Origin of the sequence: uncultured Dokdonia sp. (assembly GCF_947492815.1) — a bacterium.
In the GTDB taxonomy this organism is placed as follows: Bacteria; Bacteroidota; Bacteroidia; order Flavobacteriales; family Flavobacteriaceae; genus Dokdonia.
Genome location: NZ_CANLOB010000004.1, coordinates 1 through 21,021, shown reverse-complemented (window position 1 = coordinate 21,021; position 21,021 = coordinate 1). Strand labels below are relative to the sequence as shown.

Annotated in this window: 18 protein-coding genes; 9 read left to right on the top strand and 9 right to left on the bottom strand. The window is 31.4% G+C overall.

The window, feature by feature from the left end:
* The first annotated feature begins 120 nt into the window (after positions 1 to 120).
* Positions 121 to 5,190, top strand: a complete 5,070-nt coding sequence (locus Q1A01_RS05905; RefSeq protein ID WP_299677414.1) for an ATP-binding protein — start codon at positions 121 to 123, stop codon at positions 5,188 to 5,190.
* A 5-nt stretch (positions 5,191 to 5,195) separates the two neighbouring features.
* Here Q1A01_RS05905 and Q1A01_RS05900 read toward each other — a convergent pair whose 3' ends face one another.
* Positions 5,196 to 5,393 (bottom strand): hypothetical protein, encoded by a 198-nt coding sequence (locus Q1A01_RS05900; protein ID WP_299677411.1) that lies wholly within the window; start codon positions 5,391 to 5,393, stop codon positions 5,196 to 5,198.
* A 137-nt stretch (positions 5,394 to 5,530) separates the two neighbouring features.
* On the opposite strand from Q1A01_RS05900, the gene Q1A01_RS05895 reads away from it, so the two are divergent.
* A complete protein-coding gene (locus Q1A01_RS05895; protein WP_299677409.1) occupies positions 5,531 to 5,752 on the top strand; it encodes a helix-turn-helix transcriptional regulator in 222 nt (73 codons plus the stop codon).
* 1,051 nt (positions 5,753 to 6,803) lie between these two features.
* Here Q1A01_RS05895 and Q1A01_RS05890 read toward each other — a convergent pair.
* The 3 genes from Q1A01_RS05890 to Q1A01_RS05880 form a co-directional block, all read right to left on the bottom strand.
* Positions 6,804 to 7,490, bottom strand: a complete 687-nt coding sequence (locus Q1A01_RS05890; protein ID WP_299677407.1) for a DUF6090 family protein — start codon at positions 7,488 to 7,490, stop codon at positions 6,804 to 6,806.
* A 177-nt stretch (positions 7,491 to 7,667) separates the two neighbouring features.
* Entirely contained in the window at positions 7,668 to 9,047 is a 1,380-nt protein-coding gene (locus Q1A01_RS05885; RefSeq protein ID WP_299677405.1) for a CotH kinase family protein, read from the bottom strand.
* 359 nt (positions 9,048 to 9,406) lie between these two features.
* The gene (locus Q1A01_RS05880; RefSeq protein ID WP_299677403.1) at positions 9,407 to 11,065 is read right to left on the bottom strand and encodes a tetratricopeptide repeat protein; all 1,659 of its coding nucleotides are present in this window, start codon (positions 11,063 to 11,065) and stop codon (positions 9,407 to 9,409) included.
* 447 nt (positions 11,066 to 11,512) lie between these two features.
* On the opposite strand from Q1A01_RS05880, the gene Q1A01_RS05875 reads away from it, so the two are divergent.
* Positions 11,513 to 12,688: a multidrug effflux MFS transporter gene (locus Q1A01_RS05875; RefSeq protein WP_299677966.1), complete on the top strand. Its 1,176-nt coding sequence runs from the start codon at positions 11,513 to 11,515 to the stop codon at positions 12,686 to 12,688.
* Here the strand turns inward: Q1A01_RS05875 and Q1A01_RS05870 are convergent.
* From Q1A01_RS05870 to Q1A01_RS05860, 3 genes are read right to left on the bottom strand one after another with little or no spacing between them, the layout of a single operon-like run.
* Positions 12,683 to 12,910, bottom strand: a complete 228-nt coding sequence (locus tag Q1A01_RS05870; protein WP_299677401.1) for a hypothetical protein — start codon at positions 12,908 to 12,910, stop codon at positions 12,683 to 12,685. The genes Q1A01_RS05875 and Q1A01_RS05870 overlap by 6 nt on opposite strands.
* 9 nt (positions 12,911 to 12,919) lie before the next feature.
* On the bottom strand, positions 12,920 to 14,245 hold the full coding sequence (locus tag Q1A01_RS05865; RefSeq protein ID WP_299677399.1) for a hypothetical protein: 1,326 nt from the start codon (positions 14,243 to 14,245) through the stop codon (positions 12,920 to 12,922).
* A 9-nt stretch (positions 14,246 to 14,254) separates the two neighbouring features.
* A complete protein-coding gene (locus Q1A01_RS05860; RefSeq protein ID WP_299677397.1) occupies positions 14,255 to 14,656 on the bottom strand; it encodes a Dabb family protein in 402 nt (133 codons plus the stop codon).
* A gap of 67 nt (positions 14,657 to 14,723) precedes the next feature.
* Between Q1A01_RS05860 and Q1A01_RS05855 the strand changes: the two genes are divergently transcribed.
* Positions 14,724 to 15,236: a YceI family protein gene (locus Q1A01_RS05855; protein WP_299677395.1), complete on the top strand. Its 513-nt coding sequence runs from the start codon at positions 14,724 to 14,726 to the stop codon at positions 15,234 to 15,236.
* A 2-nt stretch (positions 15,237 to 15,238) separates the two neighbouring features.
* Here Q1A01_RS05855 and Q1A01_RS05850 read toward each other — a convergent pair whose 3' ends face one another.
* Both Q1A01_RS05850 and Q1A01_RS05845 read right to left on the bottom strand, forming a co-directional pair.
* A complete protein-coding gene (locus tag Q1A01_RS05850; RefSeq protein ID WP_299677393.1) occupies positions 15,239 to 15,964 on the bottom strand; it encodes a thioredoxin family protein in 726 nt (241 codons plus the stop codon).
* 106 nt (positions 15,965 to 16,070) lie between these two features.
* Positions 16,071 to 16,445 carry a hypothetical protein gene (locus Q1A01_RS05845; RefSeq protein ID WP_299677391.1) on the bottom strand — a complete coding sequence of 125 codons (375 nt, stop codon included), beginning with the start codon at positions 16,443 to 16,445 and terminating at the stop codon, positions 16,071 to 16,073.
* Between the two features lie 435 nt (positions 16,446 to 16,880).
* On the opposite strand from Q1A01_RS05845, the gene Q1A01_RS05840 reads away from it, so the two are divergent.
* The 5 genes from Q1A01_RS05840 (at position 16,881) to Q1A01_RS05820 (ending at position 20,849) form a co-directional block, all read left to right on the top strand.
* Entirely contained in the window at positions 16,881 to 17,525 is a 645-nt protein-coding gene (locus tag Q1A01_RS05840; RefSeq protein ID WP_299677389.1) for a DUF4159 domain-containing protein, read from the top strand.
* Positions 17,526 to 17,527: 2 nt separating this feature from the next.
* Complete coding sequence (locus Q1A01_RS05835; protein WP_299677387.1) at positions 17,528 to 17,881, top strand: hypothetical protein; 354 nt, start codon at positions 17,528 to 17,530, stop codon at positions 17,879 to 17,881.
* The gene (locus Q1A01_RS05830) at positions 17,874 to 18,377 is read left to right on the top strand and encodes a TrmH family RNA methyltransferase (RefSeq protein ID WP_299677385.1); all 504 of its coding nucleotides are present in this window, start codon (positions 17,874 to 17,876) and stop codon (positions 18,375 to 18,377) included. The genes Q1A01_RS05835 and Q1A01_RS05830 overlap by 8 nt, the downstream gene beginning before the upstream one ends.
* 205 nt (positions 18,378 to 18,582) lie before the next feature.
* Positions 18,583 to 19,671: an AI-2E family transporter gene (locus Q1A01_RS05825; RefSeq protein WP_299677383.1), complete on the top strand. Its 1,089-nt coding sequence runs from the start codon at positions 18,583 to 18,585 to the stop codon at positions 19,669 to 19,671.
* Complete coding sequence (locus Q1A01_RS05820; protein ID WP_299677381.1) at positions 19,671 to 20,849, top strand: rRNA adenine N-6-methyltransferase family protein; 1,179 nt, start codon at positions 19,671 to 19,673, stop codon at positions 20,847 to 20,849. The genes Q1A01_RS05825 and Q1A01_RS05820 overlap by 1 nt, the downstream gene beginning before the upstream one ends.
* Positions 20,850 to 21,021 lie beyond the last annotated feature (172 nt).

Here is a 21,021-nt window from a genome sequence, read left to right as displayed (position 1 = left end):
CGAAGTGGGAATGTGTATGAAATGGGATTATTCGCTCTAATTTTCAGTTATTTACGGAGTTCCGTAAATCTTTACTTGTTAAATTCTTGTATATTTAAGCTTAAAATTTTCGATTAAAGAATGGCAGGAGAAGCAAGTGTATTTCAAATGAGTGGTGGAGGTTATGATTATGAACATTACGTACAAGGTGGTTTTTTATTATCAATGATTCTTCAAGGAAGTATTCCTGTATTTCCTAATGGGAAAATAAGAGAGTTAAGTTTCCAATGCAAGAGATTAGGTTATGAAACTGATGATTTATTTCTAAAAATAAAAGTTGGAACAAATGAACATCGAATAATAGCACAAATAAAATATAACATATCAATAACAGAGAAGAACGAAACTTTTTTTGATGTTATAAATGCATTTTGGAAAGACTTTAATAATGATAAGATTTTTGATAAACAGAATGATAAATTATTTTTAATTAAATCTAGCTTAACAAATGAGGATAAAAATCAAACACTTGTATTATTAAGTTGGGCATCCACACATAAAGATGAAAAAGATTTTTTTAGTGAAGTTGAGAGAATAAAAGTTAAGAAAGATAAACTAACTGTATTTTATAATTTACTGAAACGAGCCAATAATAATGTTGATTTATCAGAAACAGAATTATGGAAGTTTTTAAAATGCTTACAAATACTAGCATTTGATTTTACTAGTGAAAGTAGTATAAGCGAGACTAATGCACTCAATTTAATTAAAATTTCAAAGTCTAAAAATATTGACACTACATCTTTCGAAATATGGACTTCAATTATAATTAAAGCTAGTGAATATAATAGAAATGGAGGAACCTTAACTTTTAAAGATTTAAAAACAATAGACTTATATAAATACTTTGATTTGGCTTTAACTCAAGATGCCTATAAAGCTGTAAAAAAACTTAAAGATGATAGTAGTTTAATATTAAAACCTTTAAAGTCAAGTATTCAAGATTACCATATCGAAAGAACTTCAACTAAATCATCAGTCTTAAATTCTATAAATAATTATCCTATTACTTTTATTACTGGTTTTCCTGGTGTTGGTAAGTCAGCAATAGTTAAGGAATTATTATTTGATGAATTAAAGAACGTTTCTCCTTTTATTTTTAAGGCCGATCAGTTCAATAAATCGACGTTAGCTCAAGTTTTTGGGGAAATTGATATAACTTATAATCTAGTAGAATTATTTAGTACAATCTCACTAATTCAAGACAAAATACTTATAATCGATAGTGCAGAAAAACTTTTAGAAGGTGATCCTGATAACGCCTTTAAGCAATTACTAGCAGTAGTTGAAGAAATAGGTGACTTAAAATTAATTCTAACATCTCGTTCATATGCTGTAAACGTAATAACTCAAAAATTTGGAATTAAAAAAGAGTTAATTAACTTAATTGAAATACCAAAATTAAGTGATGATGAATTAGAGGAAATACAAGTTGTATTTCCTCAATTATCTACATTATTTTCTAATAATGAGATTAAAGAAATTATGCGAAGTCCTAAATATCTTGAATTTGGACTTAATACGATTGATACAAATGATTTCAAATCAAGTACAGAGATTAGCTTAACAGATTTTAAAGATAAACTTTGGTCACAAATCATAGAAAACAATACTGTTGTTCGTAGTGGTTTGCCCAGAAAAAGAGGAAAGAGTTTTTTACATATTGCTGTTGGTAGAGCGAAATCAATGCAACTTTTTTTTGAACCTAATGATGACGATATTGATTATGAAGGAATAGAAGCTTTATTGAATGATAATGTAATAATTAAAAACAAAAATATTTATGAATTCTCTCCTTCTCACGATATTCTTGAAGATTGGGCTCTAATTAGACATATTTCTAGTATTGAGAAAAATCTTACAAATAAAGAAGAGTTATTTGCAAAGCTTGGTAATCAACCATCTATGCGAAGAGCTTTTAGATTGTGGCTTGAAGAATTAATAATAAGTGATATCGATACTGTAGTAGGTTTAATTAAGAAAACCTTGGATAATAACGATGTCGAAAATTATTGGACTGATGAAATTTTAACAGCAATTTTCAGATCAAATAATTGTGAACCCTTTTTTATTAAATTCAAAGAAAAACTTCTTGAAAATAACAACTCATTTTTAAATAGATGTATATTAATAATAAGAACAACTTGTAAAGAATATAATTTTAGCAAAGAATCTTCACAAGATATTTTATTTCCAATTGGATCTGGTTGGCAAGAGATTTTATTCTTTATAGCTTTATATATTGAATACACTTCCTCTATTAGAAATTCAATTACTGAATTATTATTAGACTGGGAATTCAAATATATATTCTATTTAAACAGTTGTACTGACAAAGAAATTGTAGCCGCAAATATTATTGTTTTGTACTATATAAAGGAAATGGAAAACCAAAATGAATTTTGGTTTGGGAGTTATGAAACTGACCATAAAGAAAGCTTGGTTAATATGTTATTTGGTTTTTCTGAATACTCAACTGAAGAAATAGAAGATATATTAAAGAGAGCTAGTAATAGTAGTGATGATGATGACTATAATAGATTGAGAGATTTTAATGAATTAATTGTTAAAAAAGCTCTAGGGGGGTTAAGAAATTCTAATTTAATAAAAGTTCACCCTGATTTATTAATAGAGTTAGCCAATAAGCATTGGAAATATGTTCCTCCAAAGGAAAGTGTTAAAGATAATGGACCTTTTGGATTAAGTATTCCATCTGTTAATGAAAGAGAAGATTCTTGGGGTATAATAAGATATAGATTTGATTTTTTTCCATCAGGAATATATAAAACATTTGTTTATAGCCTTTTAACACAACATCCATTTAAAGCAATAAAGTTTATTATTGACTTTACTAATTATATGACATTATCATATTTTAATTCAAAACATGGTAAAAAAGAAGATTTAAAAATAATTGACATAGAGCTAAATAACGGTACAAAAAACACACAATATATAAATGGTTTTTTATGGAATGCTTACAGAGGAACTACAGTAACACATAACCTTTTAGAAAGTATCTTATTTAGTCTTGAAAAATACCTATTAAATTTAGCTAAACAAGAGGTTCTTGATAATAAATTTCTAAAAAATATAATAGATTATTGCTTGTCGAATAGTAATTCAGCTGCAATTACTAGCGTACTTGTTAGTGTTTTTATTGCATATCCAAAGTCAGTAGGTAAATCAATAATTCCAATTTTAAAAATTAGAGAATTTTATGAACTAGATTTAGATAGAGCTTCTAGAGAACATTCTGCTTTGGCAATTTATGATGATCAAATTAGTTTTGCTCAAAAGGAAAGAGCTGAATTTAATAGACTACCACATCGGAATAAATACGCTAGAGGATTGAGAGATTTAATTTTCCAATATCAAATTAATTATGTTGATTTAAATAAGGAAATTCACAAAATTTTTGATAATTTTTATGAAACCTGTAATGAAGATCTTTTCTGGGAAAAAGCAATTAATGAGATGGATGTGAGAAAATATGAAGCAACTGTATTGGATAAAGAAAAGGGGCTTATACAACTTGAGGTAAAATATACTGACGAAATTCAAAAAGCTGTTGAGGGATTTACTTATGAAAGGAAAGATGAAAATATGGCTTTATCGTATTCTGGAATAATAAGTAAAGCGAACGAAGGGGATTTGAGTGAGTTAACTCTAGAGGTATGGGAGGATATTTATAATCATTTTTCTTCGGTTGAGATTAAAAATTCAATGTTTGATATGCCAGCAACTTTGTCTTCTATTGGCCTTAAACATTTTAATAAGCAATTAAAAAAGAATCAAAAGGAATGGTGCGTCGTAACATTAGTAAATACTATATCAAATATAATAAGGCATATAAACTCTAGAGGATATAATTTTGGAGAAGAAATTGGTTTTAACAGTCTTGAACAACAAACAACTCTTGAGGCATCTCATTTATTATTTGAAAATATAAATGATAAAAATGATTTGTTTGAATCTGAAATTATGATTGGATATTTGATGATTAGCGGTTTAGCAGATTATGAACAAAAGGAGTTTTTAAAATATTTAAGAAAGACATTTAGTGAATCGCTTCCTAATATATCGAAGAAACTATTTTTATTCTTAATCAAATATTCTGAATTCATTAAAACCAATAGAGCAATTCATTACAGAAGTAAAGAAGAAGAACTAAAATTTAGAGAAAAAGAATTTTCTTTTATAGAAGAAACACTAAATAAAAGAATAGAAGTTAAAGTTGATTCTATAACTTTTGATACATATGAGCCTCATTTTCTTGTTAGAGCAGTATTTATGATACCTGTTAATAGTGTTGACAGTTTACATCAAGATTTTATTTTGAGAATGTTAGAACTTATAGTAGATGACTTAAAACTAGAAAGAGGTGTTTCTTACCGTAGTTCAGAAAAAAGCAGAAAAGTTGATATGCGGCAAATGTTAGAGTTAAGGTTCTACCTAAATGAAGTTCTCATTTACAATGAAATAGAGTTTTCAAAAACAATTATTGATAAATTAACAAATCTATATTTTGAAGATAATTTTGAGTTTAATTATAATGAAAAAGATTTATATGAATTTATAAATAAAGTTATTGATACAACGATTACAAGGTTTGAAGATGTTATAATCGAAAATGAAGATCCAATTATTCAAGAGAAATATAGAAACCATTTTTGGTTATTGTGGAAACACCTTTATCAAAAAGTAACTAGTTCACAAACTCAATATTTTAGAAAACAGCTTTTATTAGATTCAGAATGGTCAGTGAAATCTGGAAGTTGGATGATTTTAGAAGGTAAAAAATCTTTTTATGAAGATATGTTAAATCATTTTGGCAATTCTAGTTTATCAAGCATAATAAATGTTTTTTCAACTTTTGGGGAAAAAATGTTTTTACCAGATGGTATAAAATGGATTGTAAAATTTATTAAAGATAACCCAGAAAACACAACATATTTAAATACTAAATCATCTGTTAGATTAATTGAAATGCTTTTTAATAATCATATTAGCAGAATAAAAGAAGACCAAAATCTAGTATTAGATTTTATGTTTATTTTAAATAAAATGGTGGACAATGGCTCTTGCGAAGCATACTTAATTAGGGAATGCGTTATTATTTATAAAGGTAGCAAGTTAGGGTCTGCTTAATATACTTATTTTAATTTCCTTGTTCCATAATTAACCCGTTTCTTAAAATCCAATACTTCATCCTTTAATTTCTTATTAGCATTCTCAATAAGTTCATTTTGCATTTTCATAATCCTAAGTAGGTCGTGAATAGCATTTAAGTTCTCTAATTGTGTATAAACAATCTGTTCTAAATCTGCTTTTGTATATCTTGGAGTTGGCATTATTCTTGTTTTAGGATTAAATATTCCGATTATCAGAACAAATATACATAATTACGGATAAAGTATAAATTTAAAGTTCACATAATCGGAATAATTTATCTTATTATGTAAATTTATGTTCTTAAAATCAGACAATAATGACCGAATTAGGTTTATTCTTATCAAAAAAATCAGTCAATCGTTCCGATGTTTCTAGAAAAACGGGAATAAGTAAAACTAGACTTAGTGAACTAGCAAACAATGAGCGTACAAAGCTTAGAGCTGATGAATTATATCTAATTGCTTTAGCTATTGACGTAGATCCTTGTGAAATATTCAAACAAGTCTGTAAAGACCTTAAATTAAAAGAAGATATCTAATGTCTACTTTAATTATAGATTTCCTAAGAGTTTAATCGTAGTTAAAACGGCCTCAGAAAACTTTGGTTAAAACACGTGACAAAAGTGATTATCCTGTGGATGATTGCTTTTGGCGGCGAGATAGTGCGGCTGGAATTGTGAGCAGAACAAACAATGCCAACGCCACAGGCTCGCTACTCACTAAAAATGTCTCCCAGACATTTTCTTAACGCTCGTCCGTGTTTCCAAAGTTTTATGAAGCCTTGATTTTTTTGTTTAGCTCACGCGTTTATATTTTATTTGAGTTCGTGAATCTCCTAAAGTCGATTTCTTTTTTTATCAAGGAAAAAAGATAAATATTATGAGTTCTTGACAATCGTAATTTTCAAATTCAGTTCTAAAGTTTTTAAAGCTCTCAAATCTAAAAATGTTTAATCGGAGTTCTACATTGAGCAAGTGTATAGAAATTTTTGTGTGGATGATGTGGCGGGGAAATTTTATACTCTTGCGGAAACCTAACGAGAATGTCGTAGAAAAAAATCTTGCAGGATTATTATCATATACGCGAATTTTGAATCAATCTAAAAGGTTAGCTTTTTTATGGCGGTGGCTATGCGGTTGGAAATTGTGTTTAGAAATAAACGCCAGTAAGCGTTTAATTTATAAAAAGCAATCGAGCGCATAGGCAGCGGCAATTTTACATAACGGCTAATTATAGATACAAAATTCTTAGCAGAATGTTTCTTAGAAGCAAAAACCCCAATACAAATGTTTAATGACCCCAGCAATACAGTTTCTTTAAAAGACCGAACATTGTGGGATATTTTACACGAGTTATACTGATTGCTCCAGTGGAGGAATTAATATAACTGCGAGATGATGTGGCTGGAATAAGTAATATAATCATAGTTTTTAAGCATGTCACAATTAGCGTGACATAATTACTAGATATAAACCTAAAGGCATTATATCATTAATTATGTCAAATATCGCCCAAAAGCGCTATTATGCTAATTGTTACAAAATGTACTATAATTTATATTATGTCAAATAGAATATTTACAATCCTACACTATTCCTCCTGTAATCGCTTATCCAAATCTTCTAGTGTTTTCTTAGCGACTATCTGATATTGCTGTAAATATGGTTGTAGGTTTTTATAGACCAAGTTATAATGTATCGCTAATCGTGCTTTGTAAGTTTTACTCATGTAATACTCTAGCATCTCTGGAGTATTTATTTTACCCATTAATAAATCTCCTATCCAAGGTTGATTCAGTTTTAAATACTGCATATTCTCATCAATATCTTTCCCAATGCGATTATGTGTCTCATTGAGTAAATGATCAAATATGCTATGGTTTGCCAAAATACGAATCACTAAACTATCAGATTTTTTACTTGAGCTCTCATATCCTTCCAATGATCGGATTCCCTTTTTTTGTAATTGAAATGGCGCATATGATAATACCAATCCATATGCTATTGGTTTTTCTTTATATGAAGCTATGGTTACAGTATCACTTAAGAATTGTGTGAATAGTTCTTCTTTTTGCTCTAGGACTTTCAATACTTGCCCTATCGTTAAGGTGTCTATTTTAAGATCTTCAGTATAGGTTGTTAGGATGCCTTCTAGGTTTTTCTTGGATTTTCTGGATTCATTGGCATTATTAATACTCACTGCTATTAATATCCCAATAACAACAAAGACAATCTCTCGTATTCCGTATAATAAAAAACTCTTAATTCCTTTTTTCATATACTATTAAACTCAAATTGTTTGATTTCTCTATGATATTTCTATTAATTTATGAACGTTTTGTGCGTTTACTACTTCGACAGACGCAGCATATCATTTCGCGAACCTGCCTGCCTACTGGCAGTAGCGTATTTATAAAACATCATATTAAAGTATTGATAACCAAAAAACTAAATATTACAAATTACCAATTTCTGTGTCTAGCCAACTTAAACGCTGATTGATCCAATTCTCTAGATAGTCGACTTCAGATTCATAGGATGCTCCTACAAAGTTATTTGGCCATACATAGCTACCTATCACTTGCCAAGTGGAAAAATTGGCTTGTCTCGCACCACTGCTTTCTAATTCTGATACATATGCATTTACTTTACCAAGTATATAATCTTCTGAAAATGTACTCGTACGTAAACTAGTCCAGCGGTCTTGTAACTGCGCTACAAAAGCGGGATCTTCTAAGAGGCGTTCCCACCAAAATGGAATTTGCCATGTATCATTAGAACAGCGTTCGTTAAAACGATATGCCCAAACATTGGTCGCTCCTCCTCCACAATAATCTGCATTTCCAAAAGCTAAATTGAAATCCCAGATAGGTCCCATTTTTAGTTTTTCATTTTTATCTTTAGTCATCCAAGTACTTAGACGATATCCATCTACATTATTAGAAAGTTCATTCAATAAAAAGAAATCTATAAAGCTATCGGTATCTATATATGCAGCATAGCCTATATCAGGATCTGTAAACGTATCTGAACTTAAAGCCATTTCAAAATTGGTTACATATGTTGAAATATAGTCTTTTTGTTCTGGTGTTATATCTTCATAATCTGGATCATCATACAAAAAGTGTATTTGCTGTCCTAATGTTGCATTCGGCGGATCTATTTGAGAAGGAAATGAATTGGTATCTGTATACAGTGTTTCATTAAATCCATCGGCTTTATCTAGTTTAAGAATGTAGCCTCCCGTCAGATCTTCTCCGGTATTTTCATCTTCTTTTAATTTATTAATATCAATTCGGTTGTCATCACGTTTTAGTTTTTCCATAAAAACATACATCCCGTTATAAATCCCATTAATATAGACTTCTGCTAGTTTTGATCTACTTGCATAACGTCCCATATCATTTGACAATTCATAGATTAAATGATTACGAACTAATGACTTATCACTATATGGTGCATATAAAATCCAATCTTCTTCTTCTGGAAACTCTAGTAAAGAGACATCTATATCTTCATTGGCTTCGTCTCGTGTTTCAAATCCAAAGGATTTTTTAGGAAATTGCTGTGAAGAAGAACCGCGAATTTCAATACCTATAGCTCCTCTATGCGTCTCTACACCTGCTTCTATGATCACCAGTTCGGCATCTATTTTGGGTTCATCTACAATCGTTGCGCCATTAGTTTGTATCTGAAACTGTGGCAATCGATCTTCTGCTGCCACCTCAGGTATCATTTCTTCCTCTGCTCCTACGGTTACATCTGGATCATCATTACAAGCGACTATAACAAATAAAGACAATAATATAATACTGTAAAATCGTTTTGACATCATTTAGAATTTATATGATAATTAACTGTTTATTAATTAGTTGCAAATATGTTTTTTAATTTTTTTATGTTCTGTAAATACTTCTTGAAAATTTTCTAATTGAAACAATAGCAATCAAAATACCAATCACTACCAATATCACCTCTCCAATTGCATAAGCGAGGTATTTACTTGTTTTTTAAAAGGATAACGATTCTCTACGTTGCTTATTAAAAAACTTCATATCACATTACTGAGTTGGTATTAAAGATAGTAATTACCGACAAAATATATAAAAGAGACGACCTATTCAGTTTAGATCGTCTCTTTTTAGTGGGTATTTTCCATTATACGCTTTCGCGAAAGCGTATAAAAGCAATATATTATTTAGATAATTTCGCCAGTCGTTTTTTAACGGTACTCGCTAAGGTGCTACTTGGATCAAGGGTTAACACCTTTTTATAATTTTCTGTAGCTTTATCCAATTGTTTTACTTGTTCTTGTGCACTGGCAAGACTATACCAAGCTCCTGAAGATTCTGGATAAGCTCTTGTCACAAGTTCCATAATATATAATCCTTCATCGGTAGCGCCTTGTGAGAATATTCGATAGCCAGCTTCTCCGAATTCTTTTTCAAAATCTGCGTATTTATACGATGTGTCTTTTGCAATTTTTAACGCATCCTTCTCAAACTGCTCCATGTTTCCTTCTGTAAACAGTTGTGTTAAATGTTGTGTAGGGTTTAAAATAAAACCTGTATCTGTATAGTTTAAAGCTGCATTTAACACAGGGTCTTCATTATGTATATAATCCTTTGAAGTCATCGTGACCGCAATATGTGGTATCGTCCAATCTTTATTTTCCCATTGCGGCATATCTTGCCACCAAGCGTAAGACAAATAGGCATTTATACGTGAATTTGGTAACGTGACACGTCTTGCATCTCCATAAAAATTCTTATTCTCGGCGGTAGGCTCTCCTATTAGAATTGCTTCTGTGTAATTTTCTATTTCATTGGTCAAATTCTGACAAGCAGAAAAGGTATTACGGCCTATGATATAGAAAAATGATCCTTTTTTATTGATGCTTGGACGCGCCATAATTCCTTTAATAAGGGTTTTATTATTATAGTTATTACCGCCTCCGTTTAATCTTACATCATATACAAGTTTTTCTACATCATTTGCATCAATAGCTGCAAACAAGCGCTTATAGAAATCTTGTAAGGTTTCTTTTTCATCATTAAAAACAGAGCTTTGACGTACATACATGGTCTTGGTATCTGCTAAATATTCAAAAAAGAACAATTTTTCATTTAAATCTTTGAGAAATAAAGGTGTGGTATCTTGTTGTCTCATACTCACCCATGATTCTGTTGGAATTGTAAAACCATAGTCTCTAGAAAGCTCTTTAAGTGTTACCGCTGTAAGTGTATATTCAAAGGTTTTACCCTCTTTTTCTAATGTTAAGGAAATATCTTTTGAATAGGTAGCAACAACTCCTTGCGAATGAAGTATAGATGGTACGGTGAGAAAGCGAAGACCATAGGCTTTAAAATAACTATCATTTTCTACAGGTACAACAGGTCGTACTGCTTTTAAGGCTTCTAAAATAGGCATCCCTCCTATTTTTATGACTTTAGCTCCTAAGAGGCTTTGATGTTCTTTTTGTATCCCTTCTACAAAAATACCGTCTTCAAAATGATACAGGTTGATAGGTAATACGGCTTCCTTAGCGAGTGTACTGAATGGGATTTGTGTGTGTCCATATTCAAAAAGCGAAACCATTCTTGTAAGCCCTACTTTGATTTCATGAGCTTCTAGACTAGGAATCTGATCGTATAACTCTTTTACTGCTGCATCCCAAGTAGTTTGATCTATTTTTTTAAATAAAAAAGGATAGTTCTCATGTATTGTTTTCTGTAAAAACATTAAGTCTTCTTGCCATTGTGCCGTGCTTATTGCTTCTTGACTTCTTAGAATTCCAGTACTGATAAAAAATAGTATAGGAATTACGATGAATTTGAGTGTGATTGATTTCATGATTATTTGATTGATTATTACTTACTAAAGTACAAATAACCTATTTTGTTATGTGGTACTCTACACCAAAAAGTTGAACTGTCACATTCACTATTTGAATTGTTCATTATACGCTTTCGCGAAATCGAGCTCGCGAGATTCACAACCATAGGGAGAGCGAAGCGGTAAAGCATATATATCTACAAAAAAACTACTTCGTATAGTTTTCTAAAGCGGTATCAAACTCTTTGAGAGCAGATTTAAAAAAATCAAATTGAACATAATAGACTTCTAAATAAAGAGCACACATGTACAGAACTCTATTACGATAATTGGTCGTGTTGAAGTGTATATATTCTTCTTATGTGAATTTCACAAAATAAAGAGTGTAAAAGAGTATTTAGAGACTATTTATAACTGTACTTTTGCCGAGTGAAAAAGAAATCTCAATTTGAATTTGTCACCTTAATGGCATCACTCATGTCTATTGCGGCATTGGCACTTGATGCTTTACTCCCTGCGTTAGATACTATTGGGGCTGTGATAGGTATTAAAGATAGTGTCAATAATCAATTATTGGTCATTGCCATTTTTTTAGGACTAGGAGTTGGTCCGATTTTTTTCGGGCCTTATTCAGATAGTATTGGACGTAAACCTATCGTTTACATGGGGTTTGGGTTATTTATAGTTGCAAGTTTTATATGTGTAAGTGCACAGAGTCTAGAGATGATGTTGATAGGGCGTGTATTACAAGGCATTGGACTCGCAGCACCTAGAACGATTAGTATTGCCATTATACGTGATATGTATAGTGGAGATTATATGGCGCGTATTATGTCTTTTATTACCGTTGTGTTTATTCTGGTACCCGTAATTGCTCCTGCACTTGGAAAGCTTATTATGACACAGTATAATTGGCAAGGAATCTTTTATGTGCAAGTAATTTTTAGTGTGATTGTCGGCATTTGGTTTTGGCGTCGACAGCCAGAAACGCTTACAACTTCCAATAAAGTACTTTTTTCAAAGAAATCATTTGTAGATGGTTTTAAAGAAGTATTATTTCAAAAATCTACCATGGCATATACTTTAATATCTGGGTGTATTGTAGGTTCTTTTTTAGTGTATTTAAGTGCCTCACAACAGATTTTTGAACTACAGTATGGTTTAAAGGAAGAGTTCCCATATATATTTGCCGCAACAGCTTTGTCTATTGGTACCTCTATTTATCTTAATGGGACTTTAGTGATTCGGTTTGGGATGAAACGATTGGTAAATATTGCCATCGTTGCTTTTTTTCTAATTTCACTGCTATACACTATCCTATTTTCATCAGGAGCGAATCCTCCTGTGGGTATTTTGATAGGTTTCTTTTGTGCACAATTTATTGCTATTGGTTTTTTATTTGGAAATATACGTGCGCTAGCGATGGAGCCATTAGGACATATTGCAGGTATGGCAGCTGCTATTACTGGGTTTATATCTACTATGATGGCTGTTCCAATAAGTATTTTTATAGGGAGTTTTGTAAAGACATCTTCCCTCCCACTTTTTATAGGTTTTTCTATAGCTGGAGCGATATCTATAGGAATTATAACCGTGCTACATATGAACGGAAAGAAACGTATTACGACGTCTAGTTTATAACTTTCGAATACGTTCTTTAAGAATCCCTGCATTAATTAAAAATACGACACCACTTATAGCAAGTGCTAAACCTAGTATCCCTCCTCCTACCCAATACAATATATTAGTACCTTGGTGTTTCCAATGCCCTGCTTCAGAAATTAATGAAAGTCCGCTTCCCAAAAACAAAGCACCTACGCTTCCATACAAACACCATTGTTTTTTAAGTCGCTTCTTTTCCATACTATAGGGTTATTGTTTCCAAAAAGAGAGATCAAACCACTGCCAGTCACGTTCAAAATTATTATTAAACTTTTGACGTATAATAAGTTCTAAATCATGTTTTTGATTTGGAAGCCCTGAAATATCAATATATGTGATATATCCTTCTTCTTTTGTTATTGGATGTTTATACCTAGCCCATTCGAGATCAGGGATGGTCACCGTATCAATTTTGACTTTAAATAAATCACGCATAGATTTTTGCCAATTAGCCGCATTGACTAATTCGAAAGAATCTACAGCTTTTGTAGTCGGTAATGAAGGATACTTTTGTTTTACATCGTAATGTGCATAACGATCTTTTAAATAATTATCAAAATCATTCCAGGATACTACAAATAGCTTAAGATAATCATCTGTAATGAGTTCACTTTGAATAGCTCCCCATAATATCTTATCGCCACTAGATAGATTACTCGTATAATTATCATAAGCGGTTTTAGGAGCTGCCACTACATGATACATTTCTCTATCATCAAAAAGGGAAAAGTTAAAAGCTCCATCACTATTATAAAAGCTCCCAATAGAGCTAGCAGCAGCAATAATAGCTATAGAAAGATAACCAATAATAAAACTACTAAGAAGCCATTTATTTGTATTGGTACGTAATACCAGAAACTCTCTTTGTATAAAATAAGATAGCGTAATAATAGAAAAGAAGCGTATAATGATTTTCTTAATTTTTGTTACGAATAGATATTTATCATTCTTTTTTCGTAATAAAAAATTATCCAATACACCTATTTGAATAAGAATCAGTACAAATGAAAGTATATAAATAAATGTAGGCGTATCAATGAAGGAATAATCATCTGAAAACAGACTTAATGTCCATATAATTACAGAAACCGTAATAAATAAACTAATGGATAAAAACCCTAGTAAAACAGCAAATGAAAAGCTGAGATTACACCATTTTTCAAGAGTTAATAAACGTTCTGATGCTGTGGGTTTTGTCTTTAATGTTTCTTTATAATTTTTTGTTCCAATAAGACGGTCATAATTAATATCATCGGGAAACCAAAAGGAAATGCCTAAATACCCTAACCATACAGCTCTGAGAAATAAATTTGCAGCAAATCCTATCAATAAAATCTTAGTAATGGTAAATGAGCCAAAGAGTAAAATAATCTTATTGGTAGTTAGATCTGTTATTGCGTAATTATCTACAAAAAAGGCTTGTAGTATTTTATCACTTGTAAAAAGACCATATAAAATACCTCCAGCAATAAGCATTTCTATTTGCCAGCTTTGATAACGATACTGTTTAATATATGCTGGAGTATGCTTATCCATTGAGCAACATTATTCTAGCATATTTTCACTATCATATACCAATACTTTAGACCATAAATGGGAAGATTCTGCTATAAATTGTTTGTGTGCAGGTTCATCTTGATATTGATCTTGTGCAGCCTTATCTTTAAATGTGAGCAATAAACTATACGTGTAACTATTATCAATAACATCTCTGTCTGTAGCCGCTGGAACACCTATATGTTTTGTAGTGATATAAGGAGATTGGTTTATAAAATTGGTTAATGAAGCTTCAAATGCTTTTCTTTCTTCTGTATTTGTTGGATTATTAAGCCAGAAATAAACCGTATGTGCGAAGTCACCAGGAATAGGCATAGAAGTTGTATTGGTTTGATTAGAACAGCTAGAGATCATGACTGTGATAAAAAGTAGCGTAAAGATTTTTTTCATTTTTAAATATTATGATTTCACCCCTCTAATGTAGTACATTTATCATTTCAATAATAGTATGACTCATATGAAATTACTTCTTCTTTCTTTTGCCTTTCTATTTTCTGTAGCTAGTGCCGCACAAAAAATTACGATTCAGGAAGATCAAACAAAAATCTATTTCACTTTTCCTGATCAAGATGTAGAAGGAGAATTAAGTGATTTTAAGTTTACTGGTGCTATTGATTTAAATACCATTGAGGCTGCTGTGATATCTGGATCTGCAGCCACAGAAACGTTGGATACTGATAATTGGTTTCGTGATAGACATTTACGAAGTAAGAAGTATTTTTCGGCGAAAGCACATCCTCTTCTGTATTTTAAAAGCAACCGAATAGCATCTACCAATAGTGGTTTTCGCGTAAGCGGACAACTTACCATTAAAGGAATCACTCAAAATTGTATTTGGAATTTTACCATACAAGAAAATAACCTAATTGGAACTGCGCATATAAATACACATGATTACAATATCAAAGTGTATGATGAGCAATCACGTAATAATGTCAGTATCAAAATTGTCCTTCCATACACAAAATAACCTTATAACGTAGTGGTTACAGCATCTATAATACCAACATTAGCTTTTGTGGCATAAGCAACAATAGATAGTTGGTCTTTCTCTTTTATCCAATCAGGTAATTGTAATAAAAGTTTACCATTGGTAGCATAACGATTCAGTGTTTGCTCTGCTACTACAATATGTGTGTTTTTTAATGTTCTATTTCTGTTTTCGCCTCGTTTTACTTGAGTTACTTTTTCACGTATTGTAATTGCAAAAGTGAGTTCATTTGCAGTATTTGTATCTGCAACAGTATAATCTATAGCAATTAGATTTCCTTGTAATGTCGTTTTAGAAATAGTTAACGACACAGGTTTTGCTATTTTATGATCACTATTGAGTACCTTGTAAATAGCAGATTTATCAGAGCCTGTGTAATGTGAACGTCCATTAATCACTGCTTGTGGTGTATATACACTACGAGATCTAAATTTTTCTGCATAGGCATATTGTTTTTGTGTAAATCCTTTGGTTGCAAAGGGATCTTTCCAGCCTATATAATCCCAATAATCTACATGGTATGAAAGTGCGATGACATTGTCTCCGTATTCATTTTTGATTTCTTCTAATAACGCGTCTGCTGGAGGGCAACTACTGCAGCCTTGTGATGTAAATAATTCTATCACAGTAGGCATATTCTGAGCGTATAAAGCAGTTTGAAGTAAAAGGGTAAAGAGCAGTAAGAGTTTGTGAGAAGTACGCATCATAGTTCTTTTTTAAGATGAGTCTTAAGAATTATAAATGCCTTACGTTCTTACAAACAAAAATACCTGACAGTTGTCAGGTATTTTTGTTTGTAAGAATATTTTTTATTTAAAACTGTGATTTAGGATTTCCAGTACTTAATGTATTGCTTGGCGTTTTGAATGATACATTATTATTTAAAACACTTGCAAGTGTCTCTCGAATAACTGTACGTTGCTCTTCTGTAAAAAATGTATCCATATTTACATCTTTAAGTTCCACTACCAATGCTTCTTCCTGAAATCCTCTTGTCTTAGATTTTACAGTGTACGAAACATATGTATTTAAGAACTCTTTCTGTGTGTCAGAGAATTCAACTTTGGATGTAATTGTTTGAATTTGTGTATCGATTACTTTTTTTACTTGCTCAGCAGAAGCAACACTTTGTGCTTGAACAGAAACATACGCTAGACAGCCTATGACTACTAATATAACTTTTTTCATAATGTAGGTACTTATAATTTGGGTGTTGTAAATATAGTAAAATATTATGTATTTCGGTTTTGAAGGTTTTCTGAGTACGCTTTCGCGAAACCGAACTTGTGAGGTTCACGACCAACGGGAGAGCAAAGCGATAAAGCGTACTTGTGAGATTCATAACCTTAAAGGGAACTAAACGATAAAGTATATACATTATAAATCGTATTAAAATATTCTAAAAACCCGTTGTGTGTTTTGATAAAATAACTAGTATATTGTCCTATCAATCTTCATTATTTACCTCAAATCCTAAAGGAAGTAATGAAGATTTCTTCGATTCACCCTTCAGGGAGGGGGAAAATCAAGAAATCTATTCAAAATACACAACGGGTACTAAAAATCGTATTATTTTAAATTAATCAAAATCTAATTTCTATTTTAGTAGTGAAAATATGTTCTATGAGGAATTTCTTATTATTTCTAATGCTGTGTTTTGCTTTCTCCATAACAGAAGCTCAAAATCTTGCAGTTTTAAAATACAAAGGAGGCGGCGATTGGTATTCTAATCCCACTTCCCTACCCAATCTGATTGCTTTTTGTAATGAGAATATTAATACTGCTATGAATGATAAACCAGATACTGTAGATCCTGGTAGTATTGATGTATTTCAATATCCACTAATTCATATGACTGGTCATGGTAACGTCTTTTTTTCAGATGAAGAAGTTGAAAATTTACGTAACTATTTACAAAGTGGTGGCTTCTTACATATAGATGATAATTATGGAATGTCTGAGTACTTACCTAAGGAACTGAAAAAAATATTTCCAAATCAAGAGTTAGTAGAGCTTCCTGCCTCACACCCTATCTTTAGTACTGCATTTAAATTTCCACAAGGATTACCAAAAATACATGAACATGACGGTAAGCGTCCTCAAGCACTAGGTTTATATTCAGATAATAGATTAGTGGTCTTATTCACAACAGAAAGTGATTTAGGTGATGGTTGGGAAGATACAGAAGTTCATAATGATCCAGAATCTGTAAGGCAAAAGGCACTTCAAATGGGAGCTAATATTGTTAAATATGCTTTTGAAAATTAAAGATGAAATTATATTTTTATTGTAGTTCGTGTCAAGAAGAAAATAGTTTTAAAACAAAAGCAAAAGATCGTTTTGAACTTCAAAAAGAACGCGGAAATGAAATTAATGAACGTTGTAAAAATTGTGGAACGGTCGTAAAACGACGCATCAATAGAGTACACGCAAAGCCTAATAAGTGGCTATTAATTATAGGCAGTCTTATAGGTATTGTAATCACTTTTATAATTACGTTCTCTTTACCTTTAATCATCATTGTGTTTGCTGTTCCAGCAGTTTTTGGAATTCCATTTATAGCTTGGAAAGCAGAAGATAAAAAAGCAAGTGCTTTCAATAAAGTGATGGTTTCTGATGGGTAACGATCAACTTACACACGATAATCATACAACTAAGGTAGTAGCAACAGAGATTATACTTATTTGTGATCATCTAAAAGGACCTGCCAATATCGGTGCTATTTTTAGACTTTGCGATGCTTTTCAAGTATCAGAAATTATTTTTTCTGGCGTAGCGATAGATATCAATAGCAACCGACTTAAAAAAACTGCAAGAAACACACAACGTATGGTGCGCTTTCGCGAAAGCGAAAACTTAGCAATTACTCTTGAAAAACTGCATACAGCATCCTATACGAGTATTGCACTTGAAATTACTGCTAAAAGTATTGATATAAAGCAATTTGACACTTCAAAACTCCATAAAATTGCACTTATAATAGGTGATGAAAATTATGGTGTATCAGCTACAGTTTTAGAAAAGGTACATCATACACTTCACATTCCTATGTATGGAGATAATAGCAGTATGAATGTAGCCCAAGCAACTGCCATTGCATTATATGCATTACGATCATAATAATAAACCACCTAGAAGATATGTTTGAGGATATTAAATCCTATGTCAGTACCAATACGAAATAAATAAAACAAGCCTTCTAATTGGTTTGTATTGCATCTATATTTAAAATTATATGTGACCAATTGAAAATTCATATCGTAACAAATCAATCTAGGATACGTCAAACCTTCATAACATCAATCAAATTGCTATATTTATAGAAATGAAATCAAATACAATTACTTACGGAATCTTACGGGCTATTGGTATTTTAGCAGGTATCCTTTTATTGTTATACTTCTTATATGCCATACGTAGTGTATTGACATACATAGTTATAGCAGCAGTCATCTCACTTATAGGTAGACCTATAATACGCTTTTTACGAAAACGTCTAAAATTTAAAAATGGACTTGCCGTTGGGTTTACAATGTTGATTATTTTTGGAGTATTATTTGGTATTATGGCGATGTTTATTCCGCTTATAGCTGAACAAGGTCAAAACTTATCACTATTAAATTTAGACAGCCTAAAAAATGATTTATCATCTTTATTTAATCAAGTTAACACCTATTTTTCAGACAGAGACATCGATTTATTCAAAACATTAGAAAGCATGGATCTTGGCTCTACATTTAGTTTTGGAGCTATCCCCAATTTACTAAATAGTGTTTTAGGGGCTTTAGGATCATTAAGTATAGGATTGTTTTCAGTTATTTTTATCACCTTTTTTTTCTTAAAAGATAGTGCCCTACTCCATCAAGGAATTATGACATTTGTAAAAGATCAAAATGAATATCGTGCTACGCAATCTTTCAATAAAATCAAAGACTTATTATCTCGTTATTTCTTGGGGTTATTATTACAAATTTTAGTGCTATTTGTACTTTATACAATTATCTTACTCGTATTTAATATTGAAAATGCTATTGTCATTGCTTTCCTATGTGCTTTACTAAATTTAATTCCCTATGTAGGACCACTCATAGGTAGTGTAATCATGATGGTGTTATCTATGTCTAGTAATTTGGGAGCAGATTTTCAAACCGTTATACTTCCTACGACTATTAAAGTAATGGTATGTTATCTTGTCGCGCAACTTATTGATAATTTTATTAGTCAGCCTTTTATATTTAGCAACAGTGTAAAGTCACATCCATTAGAGATTTTTTTAATTATCATCATTGCGGGGCTCTTATTTGGAGTAGTAGGAATGATTGTGGCTATTCCTGTATATACAGCACTAAAGGTGATTGCAAAGGAGTTTATTCCTGACATAAAAATTGTACAAAAGCTTACGAAAGACTTATAATGAATGTAGCCTTATTACGATCTGATGTTCAAGAATATTTGGCAGCGCATGCGCATACTCCTATTGCCCAATTTATTTTAAAAGGAAGTCCTTTTCAAGATATTACACCACAGGAATTAGCACAGCAATTAGATGGTAAACGCCGTGTAAAAAACAAACTGCCGCTTTGGCATGCCACTGAAGGTATCCTTTTTCCTCCAAAAATAAACTTAGAACAAACATCTTCTGAACGTACTGCAAAGTACAAAGCCAGTCTACTAAAAAGTGATACTATAATAGATATAACTGGCGGTTTAGGCATAGATACATATTACTTTTCAAAAGTAGCCTCCAAGGTTACACATGTTGAAATGAATGCTTCTTTGTCCGCTTTCGCGAAAGCAAACTTAGATACGCTAGCGGTTTCTAATGTAACTCATATCATAGGAAATGCTATTGATTTTTTAGCTAATAGCGCTGTAAAATATGATACCATGTATGTTGATCCCGGAAGACGCACTGATGCTAAAGGCAAGGTATTTATGCTTAAAGACTGTTTGCCTAACGTTCCAGAACACATAGATCTCTTGCTTTCAAAATGTACAAGTTTATGGATTAAAACAGCGCCATTACTTGATATTACTGCTGGATTGAAAGAACTTAAAAATGTATCTGAAATCCATATTATCGCAGTAAAAAATGAAGTAAAAGAACTACTTTGGCGTATTGACCAAGAGGTAAAAGACAATTGTATAATTCATACTGCTAATATTATCGGAAATACTATAGATCAGACTTCTTTTAGTTATGAAGAGGTCTTTACAGCAGAAGCCAACTACAACCTTCCAAAAAACTATTTATACGAACCTAATAGTGCTTTGTTAAAGTCTGGAGGATTTAATTGGATTAGTAAACAGTATCAAGTAGACAAACTACATATTCACACACAGTTGTATACCTGTAACACGCCTATTCCGTTTCCTGGAAGATCTTTTAAAATAGAGAGAATACTTCCGTATAATAAACAACTTAAAAAAGAACTTACTATTCCCAAAGCGCATATCACTACTCGTAATTTTAAAGAAACTGTTATTGATCTTAGAAAGAAATTTAAAATCAAAGATGGTGGTGATATATACTTATTTTTCACTACACAAGTAGATGACAAAAAAGTAGTATTAGTTTGTCGTAAATTATAATAACAATAAAATCTAAAAAGCTCCTAGTGTATAGACTAGGAGCTTTTTTATATCAATAAGTTTTATTGGTGTTTTATCTTTTCAGTGTAAAGTGACCTACAAACTCTCTTTGTGTTCCTAGTCCATCAGGTTCTGTAAAGTTTACTCTAAACCAATAATCATCTGAGTTCAT

Bases quoted from the DNA above. Each gene is read 5' to 3' on its own strand.
- Q1A01_RS05880 (WP_299677403.1), bottom strand. From the start codon at position 11,065: ATGAAATCAATCACACTCAAATTCATCGTAATTCCTATACTATTTTTT.
- Q1A01_RS05855 (WP_299677395.1), top strand. From the start codon at position 14,724: ATGAAATTACTTCTTCTTTCTTTTGCCTTTCTATTTTCTGTAGCTAGT.
- Q1A01_RS05865 (WP_299677399.1), bottom strand. From the start codon at position 14,245: ATGGATAAGCATACTCCAGCATATATTAAACAGTATCGTTATCAAAGC.
- Q1A01_RS05825 (WP_299677383.1), top strand. From the start codon at position 18,583: ATGAAATCAAATACAATTACTTACGGAATCTTACGGGCTATTGGTATT.
- Q1A01_RS05885 (WP_299677405.1), bottom strand. From the start codon at position 9,047: ATGATGTCAAAACGATTTTACAGTATTATATTATTGTCTTTATTTGTT.
- Q1A01_RS05830 (WP_299677385.1), top strand. From the start codon at position 17,874: ATGGGTAACGATCAACTTACACACGATAATCATACAACTAAGGTAGTA.
- Q1A01_RS05840 (WP_299677389.1), top strand. From the start codon at position 16,881: ATGAGGAATTTCTTATTATTTCTAATGCTGTGTTTTGCTTTCTCCATA.
- Q1A01_RS05845 (WP_299677391.1), bottom strand. From the start codon at position 16,445: ATGAAAAAAGTTATATTAGTAGTCATAGGCTGTCTAGCGTATGTTTCT.
- Q1A01_RS05900 (WP_299677411.1), bottom strand. From the start codon at position 5,393: ATGCCAACTCCAAGATATACAAAAGCAGATTTAGAACAGATTGTTTAT.
- Q1A01_RS05905 (WP_299677414.1), top strand. From the start codon at position 121: ATGGCAGGAGAAGCAAGTGTATTTCAAATGAGTGGTGGAGGTTATGAT.
- Q1A01_RS05835 (WP_299677387.1), top strand. From the start codon at position 17,528: ATGAAATTATATTTTTATTGTAGTTCGTGTCAAGAAGAAAATAGTTTT.
- Q1A01_RS05895 (WP_299677409.1), top strand. From the start codon at position 5,531: ATGACCGAATTAGGTTTATTCTTATCAAAAAAATCAGTCAATCGTTCC.
- Q1A01_RS05890 (WP_299677407.1), bottom strand. From the start codon at position 7,490: ATGAAAAAAGGAATTAAGAGTTTTTTATTATACGGAATACGAGAGATT.
- Q1A01_RS05870 (WP_299677401.1), bottom strand. From the start codon at position 12,910: ATGGAAAAGAAGCGACTTAAAAAACAATGGTGTTTGTATGGAAGCGTA.
- Q1A01_RS05860 (WP_299677397.1), bottom strand. From the start codon at position 14,656: ATGAAAAAAATCTTTACGCTACTTTTTATCACAGTCATGATCTCTAGC.
- Q1A01_RS05850 (WP_299677393.1), bottom strand. From the start codon at position 15,964: ATGATGCGTACTTCTCACAAACTCTTACTGCTCTTTACCCTTTTACTT.
- Q1A01_RS05875 (WP_299677966.1), top strand. From the start codon at position 11,513: ATGGCATCACTCATGTCTATTGCGGCATTGGCACTTGATGCTTTACTC.
- Q1A01_RS05820 (WP_299677381.1), top strand. From the start codon at position 19,671: ATGAATGTAGCCTTATTACGATCTGATGTTCAAGAATATTTGGCAGCG.